This window comes from Nostoc sp. C052 (genome assembly GCF_013393905.1).
GTDB lineage: Bacteria > Cyanobacteriota > Cyanobacteriia > Cyanobacteriales > Nostocaceae > Nostoc.
Genome location: NZ_CP040272.1, coordinates 6,488,459 through 6,510,081, shown reverse-complemented (window position 1 = coordinate 6,510,081; position 21,623 = coordinate 6,488,459). Strand labels below are relative to the sequence as shown.

General features: G+C 41.9%; 19 protein-coding genes. 11 read left to right on the top strand and 8 right to left on the bottom strand.

The annotated features are described in order from the left end of the window. The gene (locus tag FD723_RS26875) at positions 1-1,353 is read right to left on the bottom strand and encodes an N-acetylmuramoyl-L-alanine amidase (RefSeq protein WP_179068095.1); all 1,353 of its coding nucleotides are present in this window, start codon (positions 1,351-1,353) and stop codon (positions 1-3) included. A gap of 158 nt (positions 1,354-1,511) precedes the next feature. Here FD723_RS26875 and dnaG point away from each other — a divergent pair, with 158 nt between their 5' ends. The 3 genes from dnaG to FD723_RS26860 all read left to right on the top strand — a co-directional run bounded on the left by dnaG (position 1,512) and on the right by FD723_RS26860 (position 6,998). Continuing rightward, positions 1,512-3,467 carry a DNA primase gene (dnaG, locus tag FD723_RS26870; protein ID WP_179068094.1) on the top strand — a complete coding sequence of 652 codons (1,956 nt, stop codon included), beginning with the start codon at positions 1,512-1,514 and terminating at the stop codon, positions 3,465-3,467. Positions 3,468-4,699: 1,232 nt separating this feature from the next. After that, the gene (locus FD723_RS26865; RefSeq protein WP_179068093.1) at positions 4,700-6,160 is read left to right on the top strand and encodes an ammonium transporter; all 1,461 of its coding nucleotides are present in this window, start codon (positions 4,700-4,702) and stop codon (positions 6,158-6,160) included. A gap of 382 nt (positions 6,161-6,542) precedes the next feature. Further along, entirely contained in the window at positions 6,543-6,998 is a 456-nt protein-coding gene (locus tag FD723_RS26860; RefSeq protein ID WP_179068092.1) for a DUF2141 domain-containing protein, read from the top strand. A gap of 113 nt (positions 6,999-7,111) precedes the next feature. On the opposite strand, the gene FD723_RS43930 is transcribed toward FD723_RS26860, so the two are convergent. From FD723_RS43930 to FD723_RS26850, 3 genes are all read right to left on the bottom strand, one after another. Next, positions 7,112-7,597 (bottom strand): HEAT repeat domain-containing protein, encoded by a 486-nt coding sequence (locus FD723_RS43930; protein ID WP_306296995.1) that lies wholly within the window; start codon positions 7,595-7,597, stop codon positions 7,112-7,114. Beyond that, the gene (locus FD723_RS43925; RefSeq protein WP_306296994.1) at positions 7,540-8,280 is read right to left on the bottom strand and encodes a peptidoglycan-binding protein; all 741 of its coding nucleotides are present in this window, start codon (positions 8,278-8,280) and stop codon (positions 7,540-7,542) included. The genes FD723_RS43930 and FD723_RS43925 overlap by 58 nt, the downstream gene beginning before the upstream one ends. 245 nt (positions 8,281-8,525) lie before the next feature. Continuing rightward, positions 8,526-9,593 (bottom strand): DMT family transporter, encoded by a 1,068-nt coding sequence (locus FD723_RS26850; RefSeq protein WP_179068091.1) that lies wholly within the window; start codon positions 9,591-9,593, stop codon positions 8,526-8,528. A gap of 390 nt (positions 9,594-9,983) precedes the next feature. On the opposite strand from FD723_RS26850, the gene FD723_RS26845 reads away from it, so the two are divergent. Further along, on the top strand, positions 9,984-10,886 hold the full coding sequence (locus FD723_RS26845) for an ABC transporter ATP-binding protein (RefSeq protein WP_179068090.1): 903 nt from the start codon (positions 9,984-9,986) through the stop codon (positions 10,884-10,886). Between the two features lie 2 nt (positions 10,887-10,888). On the opposite strand, the gene FD723_RS26840 is transcribed toward FD723_RS26845, so the two are convergent. After that, positions 10,889-11,569: a tetratricopeptide repeat protein gene (locus tag FD723_RS26840; protein ID WP_179068089.1), complete on the bottom strand. Its 681-nt coding sequence runs from the start codon at positions 11,567-11,569 to the stop codon at positions 10,889-10,891. 635 nt (positions 11,570-12,204) lie between these two features. Between FD723_RS26840 and FD723_RS26835 the strand changes: the two genes are divergently transcribed. Together FD723_RS26835 and FD723_RS26830 are read left to right on the top strand one after the other, a co-directional pair. Then, entirely contained in the window at positions 12,205-12,531 is a 327-nt protein-coding gene (locus FD723_RS26835; RefSeq protein ID WP_179068088.1) for a YbjQ family protein, read from the top strand. Positions 12,532-12,920: 389 nt separating this feature from the next. Next, positions 12,921-13,556 (top strand): hypothetical protein, encoded by a 636-nt coding sequence (locus tag FD723_RS26830; protein WP_179068087.1) that lies wholly within the window; start codon positions 12,921-12,923, stop codon positions 13,554-13,556. A 272-nt stretch (positions 13,557-13,828) separates the two neighbouring features. Here FD723_RS26830 and FD723_RS26825 read toward each other — a convergent pair whose 3' ends face one another. Then, positions 13,829-14,101 carry a hypothetical protein gene (locus tag FD723_RS26825; RefSeq protein ID WP_179068086.1) on the bottom strand — a complete coding sequence of 91 codons (273 nt, stop codon included), beginning with the start codon at positions 14,099-14,101 and terminating at the stop codon, positions 13,829-13,831. A 228-nt stretch (positions 14,102-14,329) separates the two neighbouring features. Between FD723_RS26825 and FD723_RS26820 the strand changes: the two genes are divergently transcribed. Beyond that, on the top strand, positions 14,330-14,821 hold the full coding sequence (locus tag FD723_RS26820) for a DUF1499 domain-containing protein (protein ID WP_179068085.1): 492 nt from the start codon (positions 14,330-14,332) through the stop codon (positions 14,819-14,821). Between the two features lie 182 nt (positions 14,822-15,003). Here the strand turns inward: FD723_RS26820 and FD723_RS26815 are convergent, their stop codons facing one another. After that, a complete protein-coding gene (locus FD723_RS26815) occupies positions 15,004-15,264 on the bottom strand; it encodes a hypothetical protein (RefSeq protein WP_179068084.1) in 261 nt (86 codons plus the stop codon). A gap of 67 nt (positions 15,265-15,331) precedes the next feature. Further along, the gene (sufR, locus tag FD723_RS26810; RefSeq protein WP_179068083.1) at positions 15,332-16,015 is read right to left on the bottom strand and encodes an iron-sulfur cluster biosynthesis transcriptional regulator SufR; all 684 of its coding nucleotides are present in this window, start codon (positions 16,013-16,015) and stop codon (positions 15,332-15,334) included. Between the two features lie 480 nt (positions 16,016-16,495). On the opposite strand from sufR, the gene sufB reads away from it, so the two are divergent. The 4 genes from sufB to FD723_RS26790 all read left to right on the top strand — a co-directional run bounded on the left by sufB (position 16,496) and on the right by FD723_RS26790 (position 21,541). Continuing rightward, entirely contained in the window at positions 16,496-17,935 is a 1,440-nt protein-coding gene (gene sufB / locus FD723_RS26805; protein ID WP_179068082.1) for a Fe-S cluster assembly protein SufB, read from the top strand. Between the two features lie 105 nt (positions 17,936-18,040). Then, positions 18,041-18,829, top strand: a complete 789-nt coding sequence (gene sufC, locus FD723_RS26800) for a Fe-S cluster assembly ATPase SufC (protein WP_179068081.1) — start codon at positions 18,041-18,043, stop codon at positions 18,827-18,829. Next, on the top strand, positions 18,829-20,199 hold the full coding sequence (gene sufD, locus FD723_RS26795; RefSeq protein ID WP_179068080.1) for a Fe-S cluster assembly protein SufD: 1,371 nt from the start codon (positions 18,829-18,831) through the stop codon (positions 20,197-20,199). The genes sufC and sufD overlap by 1 nt, the downstream gene beginning before the upstream one ends. A 79-nt stretch (positions 20,200-20,278) precedes the next feature. Then, on the top strand, positions 20,279-21,541 hold the full coding sequence (locus tag FD723_RS26790) for a cysteine desulfurase (protein WP_179069293.1): 1,263 nt from the start codon (positions 20,279-20,281) through the stop codon (positions 21,539-21,541). Positions 21,542-21,623 lie beyond the last annotated feature (82 nt).

Here is a 21,623-nt window from a genome sequence, read left to right as displayed (position 1 = left end):
TCAAAGAAGTCCTGCTGATTCATATAATCGTTTGAGCATTGCTGAAATCTTTGTACCATAATCTAAATCTGCTGACCATCGCCCTGCTAGCTGATCAATTAATGGTGCAATCCCCCGTGTAACAAAGCGAAATCTTGGATCTACTACTTCTTGTACCAAAGGTTCTAAACTGGCGTAAGCTTTCAAATGTTGGATGTGCGCCCTCACTCCAATTCTGGCACTTGGAAAAGATGCAGCCTCGGCACCACCACCGATCGCACCCAAGCCAGCAAAGTTATTTTGCTCAGGTTTAATATCACCACCAAACTGTAAAAATCCAGTTTCTACACACATTTGGCAAAAGGCAATATCATAGTTCACTCCCTCTATACCTGCTTCTTCACGATAAAGTTTTGGAATGTCAGGAAACTTGGCTAAAGCATTTTGATTATTATTTTTCAGGAATAATTGTAACTGTATTTCGGAAGTAGTACCGTTTGACATCACCCGCGAAAATTGACCGGGACAAACTACCAAATTCGACCGCAAGCTAACAGTACGCGTCGCCGCATCCCAAGTGACTGCAACATTAAAATCTCGTAGTTCGATCGCTTTGACATACACTATTTTGTGATAGGTAATTTTATTGACATTAGCTGCTTTTGAAAGATCAATTCGCAGCAGGTCTACTAAATCAATGGGAATGTAAGCATTGCCATTAACTAAAACTCCTTGTTCTGTGTAACTTTGCCCATTAATATTAATATTAATAGGTGGATAATTTGCTTCGGCTGGAGTTCCAGGAGTGGGGTCAATTACACGACTCCAAGTTACCAATCCATCGACAATTCCCAAAGCAAAATCACGGCGGCGAGTTTGCAGCAAAGCCCGATCTTCTGGATTGCTGAGAAACCCCACTTGCATCACCAAAGCTGGCAGCGTTGTCTGGCGACAGAATGCTAAACTACCCAATCCACTATCTGTATCTGGCTTGACTCCGCGATTTGGTAATTGAGGTACGCGGCGCAATAACCCTACTAGCAACTGTTCAGCATTACTCTTGCGATCGCTATTATTCGCAATGTAAAAGACGCTAGCCCCCCGTACAGAAGGGCTACTAGCCGCATTAGCTGCAATTTCTAAGGCGACATCACCTCGACGCCCGCGGGAATTGATCCAGGTGATAGTTTGGGCGGCACTCAAGTCATCAGGAACCGCCAAAATTTCCAAACTCCGCGCCCTCAGTTCTGTGACAATCAAATCCCGCAGCAAAATCATTTCTTTTGCTTCAGTTGTACCACCTGCGATCGCACCTTGATCTATTCCTCCCGCTTCTTTGCCTCCATGAGCCGCTGATATAAAAATACGCCCCATTTTCAGTATTTCCTCTGATAAAATTAAGTCTAAGCAATTCTATACATCATTCTGGGTCTAGCAACAAGAATATAATAGCCATCAGAAGCCAAAACTCATTTATCCTTTGGTATTTCTCCAAAGTTAATGACCAATGACCAATCCCCAGTAACTAAGATATGCAAATCCCCCGCTTGCACCCAGACACAATTGAGGAAGTTAAATTACGGGCTGATATTGTCGATGTCGTATCGGAGTACGTAGTTTTACGCAAACGTGGAAAGGATTTTGTCGGTTTGTGCCCTTTCCATGACGAGAAATCTCCCAGTTTCACTGTCAGCCAAACCAAACAAATGTACTATTGCTTCGGCTGTCAAGCTGGGGGAAATGCCATTAAGTTTGTCATGGAGTTGGGGAAACGCTCTTTTGCTGACGTGGTGCTGGATTTAGCACGGCGTTACCAAGTACCTGTACAAACCCTAGAACCCGAACAACGCCAAGAATTACAGCGTCAGCTATCTTTGCGGGAGCAGTTATATGAAGTTCTTGCTTCCTCAGCCCAGTTTTATCAACACGCCCTGAGACAATCCCAAGGGCAAAAGGCACTTCAATATTTACAATCTAACCGCAAATTCAAAGAAGAAACTATACAGCAATTTGGTTTAGGTTTTGCCCCCGCAGGTTGGGAAACTCTCTATCGTTATTTAGTAGAAGATAAACATTACCCAGTACAAATACTGGAAAAAGCGGGATTGATTAAGCCACGCAAGGAAGGCGGAGGTTATTATGATGTATTTCGCGATCGCCTCATGATTCCCATCCGCGATGTTCAAGGGCGCGTTATTGCCTTTGGTGGTAGAACTCTGACTGATGAGCAGCCTAAATATCTAAATTCACCAGAAACCGAACTGTTTAGTAAAGGTAAAACCTTATTTGCCCTAGATCAAGCCAAAGGTGGGATTTCCCAACTCGATCAAGCGGTGGTAGTAGAGGGATATTTTGATGCGATCGCTCTCCACGCTGCTGGTATTAATAACGCTGTCGCCTCACTCGGTACAGCCTTAAGTTTAGAACAAGTCCGGTTAATATTACGCTATACCGAATCGAAACAATTAGTACTCAACTTTGATGCCGATAAAGCCGGAACTAATGCCACCGAACGGGCGATCGGTGAAATTGCCGAACTAGCATACAAGGGCGAAGTTCAGCTAAAAATTCTCAATTTACCCGATGGTAAAGATGCTGATGAATATTTGCATAGCCATACCCAAGAAGATTATGGAGAACTGTTAAAAAATGCCCCACTTTGGCTAGATTGGCAGATTCAGCAAATTATTCAAGACCGCGACTTAAAACAAGCTACTGATTTTCAGCAAGTAACTCAGCAATTAGTCAAATTACTAAAAAATATAGCCAATAGCGATACACGAAATTATTATGTTTCTTATTGTGCTGAAATACTCAGCTTAGGAGATACCAGACTTATACCCCTACGAGTCGAAAATCTGCTAACTCAAATTGCTCCAGCTGCGGCTATATATTCTAAGCCTGTATCAGCAAAGAAAGCATGGGGAGGTAGCCAATCCCCACTCTCCATTTCCAACTCCCCACTCCCTACAGAACGCAGCCTTTTAGAACACGCAGAGGCGTTATTATTGCGAATTTATTTGCATTGTCCTGAACAGCGTCAAGCGATTATTGACGAACTAGAGGAGCGAGATTTGCAATTTAGCCTTTCCCACCACCGATTTTTATGGCAACAGATTTTAGAAATTTCATCCGGTGATGGAGAGACAAAAAATTTAGTGTCTCTACCAAATTTAATTTCCCGCCTGCAAGACCAGTTTTTAGAATTTGACAGCGAGATCGGGTTAATTTCCCATTTATTTCATGTCGATGAAAAAAACCAGAAAGAAATACTTCGGACTCCGCAAGTGGTTCAAGCTGCGATCGCTTGTATGGATTTGGTGATGCTTGAAAAACGCTATCGTCACTTTTTGGAGCTATGGCAACAAACCGATCCAGAAGCGGAACCAGAGCGGTATCAATCCTATTATCAGGCTTTCTACGCTGAAAAAATCAAGCTTCAAAAAATAGACCGACAACGGTTATTTTCCATTACAGAGTTAATTTGACGTAAGATAGCGATCGCCGCCTATAAATCAATACGTTTGGGTTTTCGAGACGCGATAAATCGCCGTCTCTACAAGTGTTTTGTTGCTCATTCTGAACTGTATTGTTGTATAAATAGCTCGACCAATTTTCTATCTAAGGATTGGTTTTAGAAATCTGCGTTACTTTTGATGCGAAATTTGGCGTTGCAGAGATGAGTTATGAATATATCATGTTCTGTAAATCACTTACGATATGTCATTGCGTTGGCGTAAGCCTTCTCGCAGGGTATGCAACGAAGTGGAATGTTCGCCCTTAGCGTTCCCGCAGGGTAGCAATTGCAAAGCCTTGGGATTGCTGCGCTCCGCTCTCTACGAGACGCTACGCGAACGCAATGACATAAGCATTAAGTCGAACATGATATTAAATATCTCCAGAAATTAAATATGCGTTATCCAGAATCCTTGTAGAGACGTAGCAGTGCTACGTCTCTACATTCTTTTTCGGAGATGTCTATTATCTTGACTGCTCTCTTGAGCTTATCTCTGCACTTTAAAGTAACAAGCAATTAACTTTTTGTATAAAAACTTAATAGTATCCCAAATATCCGATCCCGATCTCGGAAAATACTTATCTATAAAGAATCTAATTGCTTTCTTTGTCACATCAAAAGCGATGTCAGTCCAAAAATTCCAAAAAATGTGTTCACTTATACAGTTTTTTAGCTTGAGTAAATAGAGAATCAGCACAATTTATCCGTTTAGGCCATACTTACCAAAGTAAAACAGGAAGTAGTCTCAATACTGTTCGGTTAAGACAAGAAACATTTGTAGAGACGGCGATTTATCGGATTTTTGCGATCTATAATTTTCATCAAAAAACCTTAACCGAACCATATTGGAAGTAGTCTCGTCATTTCTGTGAATCAGTGTCTATATTTTTCTTTAATCAGAGTTTTTTATATTACAAAAAGTGTGTTCCCAATCAAATCAAGAACTGACACAGACAATGAGATAATTATTTCCTAAAACTGTTGGCGAAAACCTTATTTGGCAAGCCTAATGCTCTTTGTATATCTCTGAGGAGAGAAAAATAAGATGCCGACCTTGAATCTTTTTCAAAGCCTTGCTTGATCGCCAAAGCTCAAAAATATTCTCTCATGAGAAATCTCAAAGAGCATTAATTCAATTGATTGATTTTGCTAAGTCTATTACCAATATCAATTATTGCTTTTATAGCAGGAAAAAGATAACCAATGAATAAACGTATTCGACCCTGGCATCGACTATTGGCATTAGCGATCGCTTCAATGATATTCGCAGTTTTTGCCCCGACAATTGTACAAGCGGCAGATCCTCCAACTATTCAGTCTTTATCTGAAACTACAACGAAACTGCAAATTTCCATTGATACTACTTGGGTACTAATCACTGGGTTTTTAGTATTTTTCATGCAAACAGGCTTTGCGATGTTAGAAGCCGGTTTAATCCGGCAAAGAGGTGTAGTTAACGCCTTACTAGAAAACTTCATTGACGCTGCTGTAACTATCTTAGTGTGGTGGGGAATTGGCTTTGGAATTGCCTTTGGTACAAGTGCTGGCGGGTTAATTGGCATAGATAACTTTTTCCTCAGTCAGCTACCTGGTGTTGATGGTAGTTATCCCTTGGGTGCGCCAGGTTCTACAGCCGCCATTAATACCTATAGCTTGTTCTTCTTCCAGTTTGCTTTTGCTGCTACCGCTAGTACAATTACTACTGGTTCAATGGCAGGAAGAACTGACTTTGTTGGCGACTTAATTTATAGCGCCATTATGGGGGCAATCAGCTATCCCCTCATCGTCCACTGGGCTTGGAACTCTGGCGGCTGGTTAGCCAAATTGAGTTATCACGACTTTGCTGGTAGTTCTGTTGTCCACAGCGTTGGTGGCTGGACAGCATTGGTAGGTGCTTATTTGCTTGGCCCCCGTCCTGGTCGTCCGGCTTGGGGAACACTACCACCAGCGCACAATTTAGGGCTAGCTACTCTGGGAACGATGATTCTGTGGTTTGGCTGGTACGGATTTAACCCTGGTTCAACCCTCAGCACTGGTAATACAGGATTGATTGGTTTGGTGACAGTCAACACCACATTAGCTGCTGGGGCTGGAGCGCTTTCGGCGATAATTTTTCAATATACCCGCACAGGTAAGTGGGATTTAGTTTATTCTCTCAATGGTTCGCTAGCAGGATTAGTAGCAATTACAGCCCCCTGTGCTTATGTTGCACCTTGGGCTTCGGTTTTGATTGGGTTAACGGGTGGTATTTTGGTTACTCTAGGAGTGGATTTAATTGAGTCACTCCATATTGACGATCCGGTGGGGGCATTTGCCGTACATGGTATCAATGGCATGATGGGTACTCTCTCCGTTGGCTTCTTAGGTCAAGCAGAGTTGACCCTCAATAAAAAGGCAGGGTTATTTTTAGGTGGCGGCTTTGACTTGCTAGCTATACAACTTTTAGGTGTGGTAGCGATCGCAGTTTTCACTGTTGCTTTTACCTTTTTGATGTTTGGTGGTCTAAAAGCATTGGGACGCCTACGTGTCAATCCCGAAGCCGATCGCATTGGTATCGATGTCTACGAACACGGCGCGTCAGTATGGCCTGATGTTTATGCGATCGAAGAAAAAGAGACAAATCGTGCTAAAACTCCCGAATTAGGAGCTTTTGATAGCGAATAAAAGCAAGATTAAAAATCAAAACAGTCGTTATACGGTAGTTAAAGTATATTGTATAAATTGCTTACAACTTTCTACCGTATTTTTTATTGATATAGGAATCCTAAATCAGTTGTGAAATTACTCGTTGAGGTAGGGAACAGGAAAGATATTTTTGCACTATTTTAAAGATAAGGTAAAGACAACTTAACTGTTTTAGAAAGTACATATAATTATTTCTGAATAATATTTCTAAAGAATATTCATATTTACAGATGTGTCAAGAGATGAAATATAGCCAGATGCTTGCAAGTATTGACTGAATAATGTCAGTATGAGTCTGCGCGGTATTAATGCAAGTGAAAACTTAATTTCAGCAAAACTTATTTTATTCTGTGAAAATTTTATGGTTAAAGGATTGAGAGTTAGTCTGCTACTATTAGCAGTTCTGGGAAATCTGGCATGGTCATTGAGTGCCAAGGCAAATTTTAACGGCAAACTTACTGTGGAAATAGATGGCTTGAAAAATAAAGAAGGACAAGTCTGTGCGAGTATATTTGCAAGCAGTGAAGGATTTCCTAGCGATCGCGATCGCGTCTTACAAAAGCAGTGTACCAAAATTACTGACAATCCCTTACCCATTACTTTTGACAATTTGAAAGCAGGTAGTTACGCCGTTGCTGTCTTCCACGATCAAAATAATGACCGCATTCTTAATCGCAATATCTTGGGTATACCAAGCGAAGGCTTTGGATTTTCCAGCAACCCAGAGATTCGCACCAGAGCGCCCAAATTTAGCGAGGCAGCATTTTTAGTCGCAGGCCCGGATACCAATATCAAAATCCAGTTAAAATATTTTTAGGCTGACAGCAGATTTAAACTTGCTCCACTGTCAATTTTAAATTTTAGGTGGCAACAAAGATGCGTTTCCAATTTTGGATTGAAGAAAAAATCTAAAATCGAATGATTTCTATTCTATTCAGGTGAATTTTTGTCTGAATTTTCCGGTAGACTTTGTTGTTCTGGCAAGCCACGCATTCGATTCATCTGAGTTAAAGCATATCGTGCTGTTGCTTGGACATCTGGGTCTGGGTCTTCCAGCGCATGGCGCAACATCTGAGTCATTTGACCCATCATGTCATAAACGCGTGTCAGGTCACGGATCGCATTTTGCCGCACCTGTGGGCTTTCATCTTGGATTGAAATTGCTAAAGCACGGTTCATCGGTTTGAGTACGCGAGTACCAATTTCTGCCAAAGCTGCCAAAATTAAACTGCTTTCTTGAGAATCAGCATCAATCATCAAGTCAACTAGATGTTGAATTGCCCGCGAATCTCCCTGCTGACCCAAATCCCAAATAGCCTTGCGCCGTTTTGTGGGGTCAGAACTGTGTAAGTCTTGAATTAATTCGTCAACGATATTGAGTTTAGCAAGACGGGAAGTTTTTTCTGGTAGCAGCAATTGTGGGGGAGGGGGGGTGGTGGCGTAGTTGTTTGTAGATTAGTTATAGTCTCTGGTGAGGATGGTATCATCGTTTTTTTGTTAGCTTCACTTAAACTTTTAGTATTAGATATTTCGGACTTTTGAACTTTGGTTAGATTGCCATGTTTGACCTGACGAAACCATCTCAGCAGGTAAAAAAGCGCCCCTATACATCCTATAACTCCGATGGCAAATATTAACCACCAGACAAAGCCTCTCTCGCTTGGCTTAGGTTTTGCAGTTGGTTTAGAAGTTGCAATAGTTGCAATAGGAGAGGCAAATATTGGAGAGGTGATAATCTGATTTTTGGTAGCCAAAGCAGCTTGCAGTTTTTTACTAGTCTCCAATCCCGTAAGACCATCTATTTTTAAACCCTTTGCTTTCTGGAATTTAGCTACAGCGATTTCCGTACTGGTAGTGTACTGTCCATCTACTGCACCACTGTAGTATCCCAACTGCTTTAATTGGGTTTGTAGTCTCTGCACATCTGATTTTCGACTACCATATCTCAAGACAGCCGGACTAGCAGTAACTATAGAACTTGCTTGAAGTTCTAAAATTTTAGGTGCTAGGTTAGGTGTGGCTATACTTGAGCGACTTGGGTAAAAACCCACACAAGAAAAACAGGTAAATATCAGAATTGAGGAACGGCATAGCCTCATATTGCAAGTTTTAGCCTAAACGTGCTTTTGAAGTCTTCGATACCACAATACCTTCTTGATGACCAAATGTTAACTGTCATTTTTGGGGATTGGGGAAGGTGGGGCCCCCTCTGGGGATAAGGGGTAATGGGGATTGGGTGTTCTCCCTCATCTCCTTCATCTTCCTACTGGATTACGAATTACGAACTACGTAGCTTGCTTCCCGCCGGAGGCGAGTATTACGAGTTACGAATTATTTTAACGAGTTAGGGTAAAGTTTCTGGTTCAGATTCTCTGACTACTAGACTTATGGGGTTCAATTTTTTAGCAGATTTTTCTAAAACTGGTTGCTGTATGTTAGCTATTTCGCCGACGGTAATTGTGTCATTTTGTCCTGATAAAGCATCACGTTGGTTAATTAGATAGATGCTAATTAAAGTGAGAAATACTCCTATCCACTGCAATGGACTAAGGACTTCCGATAGAAAAAGATTGCCAAATAGTAGCGCAAAGACGGGTGTGAGGAAGGTGAGGGAACTAAGACTAGTGAGACTGCCACTAGAGGCAAAGTAGAAAAATAAACCATAGGCGATCGCACTGCCAAATACAGTAGCATAACTCAAAGCCGCTAAATCAGATCCTCCCAGATTCTCCCATTGCTGTGATTCGACAACTGATGAAACTCCCCATAGTGGCAATCCACCCAGAATCATGTGCCATCCTGTAGCGCTTACTGGGTCAGCATGTCGGCACACAAACCGAATTAAAACTGTTCCCACTGCCATTGATAGCGCTGCTAACAGCATTAACCACTCACCACTAGCAAACAAATCTTGCCAGTTGCCTATTGTAATATTTGCGCCTGAGTCGAGAAAATGTAAAATCCACTCATCAGGTAAACCAATTAAACTAATACCTGTGACTCCCAAGCCTAGCCCCAGCCATCCCCAAAAACCAATGTGTTCTTGGAATAACCACAACGACATCAATGCAACAGCTAAGGGTTGTGAGTCAATCATCACAGACCCTAACCCTGCACTGGTTCTGACTAATCCCTCTGCCAAAAACCCTTGAAATAGCGTCCCATCAACTAGGGCAAATAAGGCAATCCACAGCCATGCAGCCCAACCTTTCGGCTGGGGTTTACCCATAAATGCTGCTGCAATCAGAATTAACACCCCTGCTGGTATCAAACGCACTCCTGCCATAAATAGCGGTGTGGTATGGGGTATCACTCCTTTCATGGCTACCATTGCCGTTCCCCATAGAAAAAAGGGGGCGATTAACAGGAGTGGGGCGAAGGGAAGTCGAGATGCACTGAGTTTCAGTTGCATGGGTTTGCTGATGCCTTTGTTTAACAAGCGCAAAAATTGCTTTACCCAATCTTACCGAATTATGTAGTTTTGCGATCGCATAGCAAGAATACTCAGGTGTCATAGCGAATTATCTGCGCTTACCTCTGCATCCCTATCCCTCCGCAGACTAAGAAAAAATTGAGGTGTAAAGGATTTCCCACAAATAAATTACCCAATATTGATTGTGGGGTGGGCATTTTTTTATTTGGAAGTCCCTAAGTAAAGATTGAGTTATCTCAGGGTTCATAAAATATATTTAGTTTGATGTAATTCAGAATGGTAATCTTGATTAAGAAATTATACGAGCAAATTTATCTATGACCGAAATTAGTTTGTTAATTTTGAATTTTTAATTCGGAGCGAAGCGACGTGACTGCTGCTGTCTTTTTAGAAAATGTCTACAAGTTTTACAACAATATACCTGTAGTCAATGACCTGTCATTCAAAATTGAAGCAGGAGAGATATTTGCTCTACTTGGCCCAAACGGTGCAGGTAAATCAACCACAATTCGGATGCTGACTACACTCACCAAACCATCTCAAGGACGCATAGAAGTAGGTGGATATGATGTGACAAGCCAAGCAATATTAGCAAAACAGAGTATTGGCGTAGTCTTGCAACAAGTCAGTGTAGATAATGATTTAACCGTTTGGGAAAATATGGAACTGCACGGGAGACTACATCACATTAGTAACCCGCAGCGGCAAAAATTGATTAATCAATGGCTAGAGTATGTTGAACTAGCAGAAAAACGTGATGATTTGGTAAAAACCCTGTCTGGGGGTATGAAACGACGGTTGCAGATTGCGAGAGCTTTATTGCATCAACCGCAAATTTTGTTTTTGGATGAACCAACGGTAGGACTAGACCCCCAAACCAGGCGACGCCTCTGGGAAATTATTCGGGATTTAAATAAACAAGGGATGACGATGCTACTGACGACCCATTATATGGATGAGGTCGAATTTTTGTGCGATGCCTTTGGCTCTACCAAGCCAGGACGCATCGGTATTATGGATAGCGGTAAATTGATTTCTTTGGGAACTTTACAACAGCTGCGTTCTGCTCACGGTGAAGGTTTGGTGATGAAACAATTAGGTGTGTCTGATGTGGGAAGTGATGGCGCTCGTAGTTGGGAATATCTGTTTTTCCCATCTTTGGAAGCAGCAAATATCTACTTGAATGAACAGCCCGATAAAACCGGAATGATGGTGCGTCCCTCTAATCTGGAAGATATTTTTGTAGAATTAACGGGACGCCAGTTAGATTAACCTCATCCTCCTAACTGCCGCAGCATGGCTTCTACCCTTTCTACGCCACCTGAGTCGTTGCGACGCTTGTACAAATCACGGGCTTTCTGAAGCAAGCTGTTCGCTTGTTTGGTTTGTCGTCGCTGTTTATACATCGACCCCATTAACTCATAAGTTTGGGCGTTGTTTTTATCCAAGTCGATGGCTTGTTGGTATGCCCAAGTAGCTGCATTATAGTCTCCCATTCGCGATTGCGTCACAGCCAATCCTAAATAGGCGTTAACGTTGTTACGGTTCAGCTGTATGGCACGACGGTAGCCTTCCTTTGCTCCTGGTGTGTCGCCCAAATTCGCCTTGATGTAGCCGACAGCGTAGTAAAAATCACTGTTGTTAGGGTTGATTGCGATCGCTTTACGATAAGCTGTTAATGCTGCCTGGTAATTTCCCTGTTGAGCGTACAAATACCCAATGCCTGAATGGATTTTAGCATTCTTGGGATCTAAACTAGCCGCTTGTTGATAAACAGCGATCGCACCACCATAATCACCGGCATCCACTAGCCTCCGTCCTTCTTCTAGCAGTTGCTTTAACTCTGGGTTTTTGGCTTGTGCCACTAATACCTGAGCCTGAGCTACTGAAGGTATGGTGAAGGTAAAACATCCTAGTAACACCACGCTAAACACGAATGATGTTGGCTTGTACACAGTAAATTTCCTGAAATTTTAGAGAACTTTTTTCTTGTACATTAAAACAAAAATATGGACTTTTGAAAACTGTATTTATTCGTATTGGTTAAGATGTTAATAGTTCATTTATCTTTCCTTTACAATCAGCACTGCGTAACAGAGTTTTCACTGAAGGATAAAGTGTAAGATATCAACTTTCACATCCAGTTACCCTACATATAAACCAGTACAAACGCAAAATGACACCTTTTTTAGTCAGTAGTTATACGTGCTACTCGAAAAATTTCAACAGGCATCTGACTTAATCCTAGACGTTGATGTGCCAAGCTTACAGGGTTTAAGATTCATTCCTGTTTTTTATTTCATTTAAAATTTTGCTGACTCTGTATCCAATTTATAGTTCTTGATACTACCTTTTGAGAAGTCATCATCTAGGCATTCACATCATTCTTTGGTCATTACACGGTAAGATAAATTTAATCAGTCAAATGTTCCTTGAAATTCTGGTTTCTGTTTAGAACAATATTAAAGGTCAAAGCGCAATCTAAAATTGTGTAAGAGGATATTTATCAAACTTATATTCTGTAATCAAAGTTACAATTGCTCAATTATTTCGATAAACATCTCATATATCCTAACTAGAAGGTTAACTTATGATTATAACTACAACTGATGTGATTCAAGGAGCCGTGATTGATTCATATTTAGGTATTGTGACAGCAGAAGTAGTCTACGGCAGCAATTTCTTGCGAGATTTTTTGGCTGGAATTCGCGATATTATTGGTGGACGTACTGCTAGCTATGAGCGTCTATTTGAGCAGGGTCAACGCAAAGCACTAGAAGAGTTAGAGCAACGCGCCCAACGTTTAGGAGCAAATGCTGTAATCGGAATTGAAATTGATACTGGCACAATCAATCTTGACCAATCAGGAGTTCTTTTGCTGATTACTGCCACTGGTACAGCTGTGAGGATGCGTTAAAGTAATTCGTAATTATTAATAATGCTCTCTATGAGACATTTTACTTAGCTTGCCTATCCTCAAGAGTAGGGAACTCCCTAACGTGATTCAGTTTTTTATTAAGTTTAATTACATATATTACTCAAGCTACTTTTTGTAAAAAATAAATAATTTAGTTTTATTTTAAAAACTTTAATATTGAAGACTTATCAATAATTATTCAGATATTAATAAATAATAAATTGTATTAAAAAACGTGAAATAAAGTCTGTTTTATCACTAAAGATATACCTGTTAATTCTTTCTATTGATAGAGATAAAAACAGATGATTTAGTTATTTAATTTTAAGCATAAAGATAAATATACCTGAGTAGTAACTTTGCTGAAACAGCATTGGAGAACATAAGCGATGTCATACGTAAATAGGACAGGCAATGAAGTTATATCTACTGATACCGTGGTAGCAGGCAGAATAGCTGAATATCACGATCGTGTTCGTTGGGGACCGATTATTGCTGGCTTGTTGGTTTCTTTAGCTACACAATTAATTTTGAGTTCTATAATTGGTGCGATCGCAGCTGGTACAGTTGAAAGTTCAGGCGCACCCAGAACAATCGCCCCTAACGTTGCAGGTAGTGCAGGGCTTTGGTCAACGATCGCATTGTTAATTTCCCTATTTATTGGTGGTTGGGTAACAGCCCGTGCTTGTGGGCCGATGAGCCGCAATACAGCTCTTCTCAATGGTGCAATTCTTTGGGCAACGACTTTGGCAGTTAGCTCGTGGCTCTTTGCAAGTGGAGTATCCGGTGCTTTTGGTGTTGCTGCTTCCAACGCTGGGGAAGTTATAAACCAGGTACAACAGCAAGGTGGAGTCTCCAATATTCCACGAGCAAATGTAACAGCTCAACAAACACGTGATATTGCAGCAAATGTACGTTCAGGATTGTGGTGGTTTGTGCTTGGTTCCTTGTTGGGTTTAGTAACTGCAATGATAGGAGCCGTAGCTGGTACTCGCACTCCCCGGACTAACAATTACAATCCTTAAATAATTATTTGAAAAGTCAAATGTTATTTAGAGTATTCCAAAAAATAAATGACCCAAAACCCGTCATTGCGTTCGCGTAGCGTCTCGTAGAGAGCGAAGCAATCCCAGTCTTTGCGATTGCTTCGCTTCGCTCGCAATGACAACTGAGCATTTTTTACTTGGAGTACTCTTATTTTAAATAAAAGCACCTGTTCTTAAGGTGCTTTTTTCATGACTGCCAGATTGAGATATGGTATGAATCAAAAAATTTTTGAATCCAAAATCTAAAATTGCTAAGATACTTTTGGTTGCTGCCACAGCACGAGTTTCAATTCAGAACAGTTACAAGCCCCATTACTGATTTGGTGTTCATGGTCAGCTAGCCAATCATAAATTTGTGCAGCTTTTGCTAATGCCACTTTTTCTGAACGATAAAGCCGAGGAGTAGGGCAGTAAGCTTGGCCATTGATATGTATAGCTGCAATTTGCCAATAGTCGCTGTCTTCACCCTCTGGTATAACGTCTAAAAATCCGTTATTGTAAGACTCGATTATTCCTATGTTCATCTACAACCATCAAACTTTCTAACGTTGGCCACAACAAAGCTGATACCAGCCATTCAACTGAGTTAAAGCTGGAATCACCAGGGAATGCAGTAGCAACCCCTAGTAATGATTTTGGGTTCGTAGTCAATGAAAATCTGAATTATTGGTCACTTTTTAGCTTGATTCCCTTATTGTCAGCAATAATGGCAAGAGGAATGTGCTATTTAAATCTTGAGGCATAAATTTATCATGTCCCGTCTGCTAACATCTATCACACAACGACTCTTATGGAGTGTCACTTTTGCAATACTCCTAACTTTAATTAGTAGTTTCATATTTACTGGGGCTACTTGGGCTGCTTCTTCTGCTTTGGGAGTTGATAATGGTCATCTGAGTTCTTGTCCGGCTTCAGACAACTGTGTTGTCAGTCAAAACGCAGATAAAAAACACGCCATTGACCCGATTCCTTATCATGTAGACCGCAATGTAGCGAAAGAAACTTTACTAAAAGTAATCAGTGTTGTTCCTCGCACAGAAGTTATAGAACAGACAGATAATTACATTCATGCCCTTTCTAAAAGCCGCATCTTCCAATTTGTTGATGATGTAGAGTTTTATTTACCTCCCAATGAGTCTGTAATTCATCTGCGTTCGGCATCTCGCGTGGGAGAATCGGATCTCGGTGTCAACCGCAGGCGTGTAGAACAAATTCGTTTGGCTCTACGCGATTTAAATATTTGATTAATGTGAGTTCACCTGATTGAACATGATCTAATTTCCCTTGGAAAATTCAGATAAACCAAAAACACTTGTAGAGACGGCGATTTATCGCGTCTCAAAAACTCAGAACCATATTGCCTAAAAAAATAGAACCCCGACTTTTGATGATCAGTCGGGGTTCTGAGTATTAGTTGATATCTAGTTTACCATTTCAGGTATGAAGCTTCAATTCCCTGTTCACGCCGAATTTTGCCATCTTCTTCAAACCAAGCAATTAATTGCTGTGCTGTCAAATCTTCAATTGCAACACCGTATTCTTGGGCAATATGCTTTAAAAGCTTCAGCGATGAAATTGTCAATCTTGTTAAAAACTTTTCTGGGGAAGACAACAAAGCTGCGTCTACTTTTGCTGACTCTTCCAGGGTTAAAAATTGTGCTGATGGTTGCTGTGGTATTACGTCCATAAACGCTATTTTAAACTTAGTTGGGCATGGGGCATTGGGTATTAAAAAAAGGACTAATGACTAATGACTAATGACGAACTTGTACCAAATAGCCACAACGATGTTCGCCATCGATAATCCAGTGGGTGCGTTCTACGGTACAATCAGGTAATACAGCTGCAAACATTTCTAATTCGTGACCACAAATGCTGGGGAAAGATTCGGCAACGTTAGAAATGGCGCAGTTATGTTCTATAAAAATAAAGCGATCGCACTCAAAGCTGTCATTCACATCAACGGGGTGATACTCGGCCATGAAGCCTTCCGCTTTTCTCAATTCTACTAAGTTGGCTACCCGTTCTCGCAGTGAACCGCCACCTACGCGATCGCGATACTCTAGAGCTTTGCGCTGCCACTGTTTTTCTAAAATCGATTTAAATTGATCGTGTCCTACCGTTTCGGCTAAGGTGTCTAGCAGCGAAACCGCAAAATTTCCGTGGCCATCACCAAAGCGATCGTTCATTGTGCGATGCAAGCGATCGCGCCCTTGAGGACTCAGTTGATAAACGTGCTGCGGACGCCCCATTCCCGCCGCCTGTACCGATGTCGCATACAAAACTAGCTCCTCCGTCTCCAAATCCTTGAGATGGCGACGAATCGCTTGGGGGGTAACGTCTAAAACTTCAGCTAGCTCCAAAGCCGTTGCTTTTTCGTGTTTGTGCAGATACTCTAAGATATCTTGCTTGGTTGAGGACTGGTGAGTAGTCGCCATCTTCATTTGGTGCGAGACGTTCAGCGAACGTCCCAAAAATTTCTTGGAAAATTTGACTTTGCCGATTTTGGATTTTGGATTTTGGATTAAAAAAGTTTTTTGGTATATGCCCCACTACACGATGTCAATCTAAAATCCTTGAGCCAAGTACCCTTGTAGTCTCTTTCAATCCCTTCGGGTTTAGCAGTCGCTCATGGGGGAAACCCCCTTGGCGTTAGCCTCTCCCTTTGGGAGAAGACCACGCTGCTTCACCAAAATTACAAATCTAAAATCCAAAATTGTTTGACTTTGACAACATTGTTGTTGTTAATTTAGCGTAAAATGAAGATACATTAAACAACATAGCTGTTGTTTTACTCTCCACCACTATTCTAGCAGCCGTGTAACCATTCCGTAATGCGATATGGGGAATCGGCTAAAGAAAAGTCCGACTCCCATCCTTATAGAGATTCAAGTTCAGAACACGAGAGATTATTACTGATGAGTGCCACTGTCAAAACCTTAGTCAACCAACCCTACAAGTACGGCTTTGTTACCGACATTGAGTCCGACACTATACCGCGTGGACTAGACGAGGACGTTATCCGCTTGATCTCCTCTAAGAAGAACGAGCCACAGTTCATGCTGGACTTTCGCCTCAGGGCTTATCGCCAGTGGCAAAAAATGACGGAGCCAACTTGGCCGAATGTCAAGTATCCGCCAATAAATTATCAGGATATCATTTATTACTCAGCGCCAAAACGCAAGAAAGAAAAACTAAACAGTCTGGACGAAGTTGATCCAACTCTTTTAGAAACCTTTGAAAAGTTAGGCATTTCCCTATCTGAACAGAAGCGACTGGCCAATGTCGCCGTCGATGCAATTTTTGATAGCGTCTCTGTCGCCACGACATTTAAAGAAAAGTTAGCGGAAGACGGTGTTATTTTCTGTTCGTTTTCGGAAGCGTTGCAAGAACATCCAGAATTAATCAAAAAATACCTGGGTAGCGTTGTTCCCATCGCTGACAATTATTTTGCCGCCTTGAACGCCGCTGTATTTAGTGATGGTTCTTTTGTCTACATTCCTAAAGGCGTAAAATGCCCAATGGAACTCTCTACCTACTTCCGCATCAACTCTGGTGACACGGGACAATTTGAGCGGACTTTGATTGTCGCTGAAGAAGGTAGTTATGTTTCTTACCTGGAAGGTTGCACCGCACCGATGTATGATAGCAACCAGTTGCACGCCGCTGTGGTGGAACTCGTCGCTCTCGACAACGCTGAAATTAAATACTCCACAGTCCAAAACTGGTATGCTGGTGATGCCAACGGTAAAGGCGGTATTTACAACTTTGTCACCAAGCGCGGTTTGTGTCAGGGCGTAAATTCCAAGATTTCCTGGACTCAAGTAGAAACAGGTTCGGCAATTACTTGGAAATATCCTAGCTGTGTTTTGGTAGGTGATAACTCTGTGGGTGAGTTCTACTCGGTGGCGCTGACAAATCATAAGCAGCAAGCTGATACGGGTAGTAAGATGATTCACGTTGGTAAGAATACCCGCAGCACAATTATTTCTAAAGGAATCTCGGCAGGTAAATCTAGTAATAGCTATCGGGGTTTGGTGAAAGTTAATCCGACAGCGATTGGGGCGAGAAATTATTCTCAGTGTGACTCAATGTTGATTGGGGATAATGCCCATGCTAATACTTTCCCTTATATTCAGGTACAAAATAACGCTGCGAAGGTGGAGCATGAAGCTTCTACTTCTAAGATTGGGGAAGATCAGTTATTTTACTTCGCTCAACGGGGTATTTCTTCTGAAGATGCTATTTCGATGATGATTAGCGGCTTCTGTAAGGATGTTTTTAATCAGCTACCGATGGAGTTTGCTGTGGAAGCTGATAAGTTGTTGAGTTTGAAGTTGGAAGGCAGTGTTGGATAAATGGAAGCAAGGATAAACACAGGGACATCGGCGTTCTGTGTTTATCTTTTGGAAGAATGACGAACCGCGAAGACGCTAAGAGCGCGAAGAGAGAAGGGAGAGAAGATGATTATTGAAAATAGTGAAGTTGTGCTGTCGGTACGGAATCTGACGGCTAATGTTGATGGGACACCGATTCTTAAGGGTGTAAATCTTGAGGTGCGATCGGGTGAAATTCATGCGATTATGGGGCCGAATGGTTCTGGTAAGAGTACTTTTTCTAAGGTATTGGCTGGGCATCCGGCGTATGAGGTGACTGGCGGTGAGGTAATTTTCCAGGGGCAGAATTTACTGGAGTTGGAACCGGAGGAACGGGCGAGAAGTGGTGTATTTTTGGCGTTTCAGTATCCGTTAGAAATTCCGGGTGTGAGCAATTTGGATTTCTTGCGGGTGGCGTACAATTCCCGACGCAAGGCGCAAGGTTTGGAGGAAATAGACGCTTTTGATTTTGACGATTTGATTGAAGAAAAGCTGGATGTGGTGAAGATGAATCCCAGTTTTCTCAGTCGGAGTTTGAATGAAGGGTTTTCTGGTGGCGAGAAGAAGCGGAATGAAATTCTGCAAATGGCGCTGCTGGAACCAAAGTTGGGAATTTTGGATGAGACTGATTCGGGTTTGGATATTGACGCGCTGAGAATTGTGGCCAATGGGGTAAATCAACTGGCAAGTCCAGAAAACTCTACAATTTTGATTACTCACTACCAAAGGTTACTCGATTATATTGTGCCTGATTTTGTGCATGTGATGGCACAGGGGCGGATTATTACCAGTGGCGGTAAGGAACTGGCGCTCGAATTAGAGTCTCGCGGTTATGACTGGGTGCTAGAAGAATTTGCAGCGGAGGTGGGTGTGTAATGACTATTCAAGTATCTCCTAGTCCAATACCAAACTCGAATTTAGTCAGTCTGACATCGACTCTGTTAGATAAAGATACCTATCTAACTGAATTGTTAAATCAGGTAACTGCACCCAAAACAGAGGGGTGGTTACAGGAATTACGTGAAGGTGCTGCTAGTTGGGTACGCCACTCGACTATTCCCAGCACCCGCGAGGAAGAATGGCGATTTACTGATTTGTCGTCTCTGCGAAAGGTTCAATTTAATGTAGAGAAGGAAAATTTTGCATCTCTAGAATTTGATATTTTGCCAGAAGCGGCTAATAGTCGTTTGGTATTTGTGAATGGCGTTTATGCACCGAAGTTATCAGCAGTTACAGATTTACCATCTGGTATTGTGGTGAGTAATTTGGCTGGTTTACCTGCGGTTGAGCAGGAGGGTGTACGGCAGTATTTAGCTCAAGCTGAGGGAGCGCAGGAAGTTTTTACGGCTCTCAATACGGCTGGGATAACTGATGCAGCTGTGGTGTGGGTGAAGAAGAATGTGGTAGTTGAGACACCAATTCATTTGGTGTTTATTTCCGGTGAGACGCTGACGATTTCGCAGCCGCGTTGTTTGGTGGTGGCGGAAGCTGGTTCGCAGGTGACGTTGGTTGAGGAGTATGTGGCAGGCAAGATGCCTACCCTACAAGAGGGGGGAGTTTATTTTACTAACGCGGTTACGGAAGTTTGGGTTGGTGACAATGCCCAAGTGAGTCACACTAGGGTTGAGCGAGAAGGTGCAGAGGCTTTTCATATTGGGAAGACTGCGATCGCACAGGCTCGTGATAGTCGATATACTTGTCATGCCATAACTTTAGGTGCGAAGTTGTCACGGCACAATTTGGAGATTTTGCAAACTGGTGAGCAGACACAAACTACTCTCAATGGTTTGACGATAATCTCTGGTAAGCAGTTGTCTGATACTCACAGTGCGATCGCACTCAACTATCCCCACGGTACAAGTGACCAATTGCATAAGTGTATTGTAGGCGATCGCGCTCACGCAGTCTTCAATGGCAAAGTTTTGGTTCCCAAGCGAGCGCAGTTAACAAATGCAGCCCAATTGAATCGGAATTTGCTGCTATCATCGAAAGCCAGAGTTGATACCAAACCCCAATTGGAAATCACTGCGGATAATGTAAAGTGCGCTCACGGTGCTACCGTCAGCCAATTGGAAGATGACGAAATATTCTATCTACAAAGTCGGGGAATTGATGAAAATGATGCTCGAAAGTTGTTAATCAACGCCTTCGCTGCCGAAATAATCAACCAAATACCAGTTCCTTCTCTGCGAGAAATCCTTTTAAACACAGTCAATAATCTTAAGTCCATATCGCTTGACTCTTGACCAAATTTTAGATTTTAGATGAAATTTTCCAATCTAAAATCTAAAATCCAAAATCCAAAATTGTTTGACTAATCTACCAATGACTTTCACCACTACCAAAACCCTTGCTGATAAAGTTCGCGCTGACTTCCCAATTTTGCATCAGGAAGTTAACGATAAACCTCTGGTTTATCTTGATAATGCTGCGACATCGCAAAAGCCTTTGTTCGTCTTAAATACTCTACGGGATTATTACGAGAAATATAATTCTAATGTGCATCGCGGTGCCCATACTCTAAGTGCTAGAGCTACTGATGCTTATGAAGGTGCTAGAGATAAAGTTGCCAAATTTATTAATGCTGCATCGCGTCAGGAAATTGTCTATACCCGCAACGCAACTGAGGCGATTAACTTAGTAGCTTATAGTTGGGGAATGAACAATTTGCAGCCTGGGGATGAAATTATTCTGTCGGTGATGGAACACCACAGTAATATTGTACCTTGGCAATTCGTGGCACAAAAAACGGGTGCAGTCCTGAAATTTGTGGAACTGACACCAGAAGAAACTTTTGATTTTGAACAGTTTAAAAAACTGATTTCCGAAAAAACTAAATTGGTGTCGGTGGTGCATATTTCTAATGCTTTGGGTTGCATTAACCCAGTAGCAGAAATTGGTGCGATCGCTCACGAATATGGTGCTAAATTCTTAGTTGATGGTTGTCAAAGTGTTCCTCATTTCCCCATAGATGTACAGCAAATAGATTGTGATTGGCTGGTAGCTTCCGGTCATAAAATGTGCGCCCCAACTGGGATAGGATTTTTGTATGGCAAGTTGGAATTGTTAGAATCTATGCCGCCCTTTTTTGGGGGTGGTGAGATGATTGCAGAGGTATATTTAGACCATTCCACTTATGCAGAATTACCGCATAAATTTGAAGCTGGTACACCTGCAATTGGAGAAGCGATCGCACTTGGGGCTGCGATAGATTATCTTAGCAATATCGGCATGGATAAAATCCACGCCTATGAAGCAGAATTAACGGCTTATTTGTTCCAACAATTAGAGCAAATTCCCCAAATTAGAATTTACGGCCCCAAACCAAATGCGAAAGGGGAAGGTAGAGCCGCTCTTGCATCCTTCACCGCCGGGGAAGTTCACGCCAATGACTTATCTACATTATTAGATCAAGAAGGCGTTGCGATCCGTTCTGGACACCACTGTACTCAACCATTACACCGTTACTTAGGTCTGGCTGCAACTGCACGAGCAAGTCTATCTTTCTACAACACCCGCGAGGAAATTGATATTTTCATCAAAGCACTGAAAGAAACCCTGGACTTTTTTGCAGGTTTCCTTGCTTAAAATTACAAAATATCTAGATACTAATTGTGTCAAATATCAGCAACATATCTTGCTAATAATTGGCACAATTTAATTATCTGGA

Excerpts from the sequence above, each read along its gene's own strand:
- FD723_RS26820 (WP_179068085.1), top strand. The coding sequence starts at position 14,330 with ATGTCCCGTCTGCTAACATCTATCACACAACGACTCTTATGGAGTGTC.
- sufB (WP_179068082.1), top strand. The coding sequence starts at position 16,496 with ATGAGTGCCACTGTCAAAACCTTAGTCAACCAACCCTACAAGTACGGC.
- FD723_RS26865 (WP_179068093.1), top strand. The coding sequence starts at position 4,700 with ATGAATAAACGTATTCGACCCTGGCATCGACTATTGGCATTAGCGATC.
- sufD (WP_179068080.1), top strand. The coding sequence starts at position 18,829 with ATGACTATTCAAGTATCTCCTAGTCCAATACCAAACTCGAATTTAGTC.
- FD723_RS26860 (WP_179068092.1), top strand. The coding sequence starts at position 6,543 with ATGGTTAAAGGATTGAGAGTTAGTCTGCTACTATTAGCAGTTCTGGGA.
- dnaG (WP_179068094.1), top strand. The coding sequence starts at position 1,512 with ATGCAAATCCCCCGCTTGCACCCAGACACAATTGAGGAAGTTAAATTA.
- FD723_RS26815 (WP_179068084.1), bottom strand. The coding sequence starts at position 15,264 with ATGGACGTAATACCACAGCAACCATCAGCACAATTTTTAACCCTGGAA.
- FD723_RS26830 (WP_179068087.1), top strand. The coding sequence starts at position 12,921 with ATGTCATACGTAAATAGGACAGGCAATGAAGTTATATCTACTGATACC.
- FD723_RS26790 (WP_179069293.1), top strand. The coding sequence starts at position 20,279 with ATGACTTTCACCACTACCAAAACCCTTGCTGATAAAGTTCGCGCTGAC.
- FD723_RS26825 (WP_179068086.1), bottom strand. The coding sequence starts at position 14,101 with ATGAACATAGGAATAATCGAGTCTTACAATAACGGATTTTTAGACGTT.
- sufR (WP_179068083.1), bottom strand. The coding sequence starts at position 16,015 with ATGGCGACTACTCACCAGTCCTCAACCAAGCAAGATATCTTAGAGTAT.
- FD723_RS43925 (WP_306296994.1), bottom strand. The coding sequence starts at position 8,280 with ATGAGGCTATGCCGTTCCTCAATTCTGATATTTACCTGTTTTTCTTGT.
- FD723_RS26850 (WP_179068091.1), bottom strand. The coding sequence starts at position 9,593 with ATGCAACTGAAACTCAGTGCATCTCGACTTCCCTTCGCCCCACTCCTG.
- FD723_RS26835 (WP_179068088.1), top strand. The coding sequence starts at position 12,205 with ATGATTATAACTACAACTGATGTGATTCAAGGAGCCGTGATTGATTCA.
- sufC (WP_179068081.1), top strand. The coding sequence starts at position 18,041 with ATGATTATTGAAAATAGTGAAGTTGTGCTGTCGGTACGGAATCTGACG.
- FD723_RS26875 (WP_179068095.1), bottom strand. The coding sequence starts at position 1,353 with ATGGGGCGTATTTTTATATCAGCGGCTCATGGAGGCAAAGAAGCGGGA.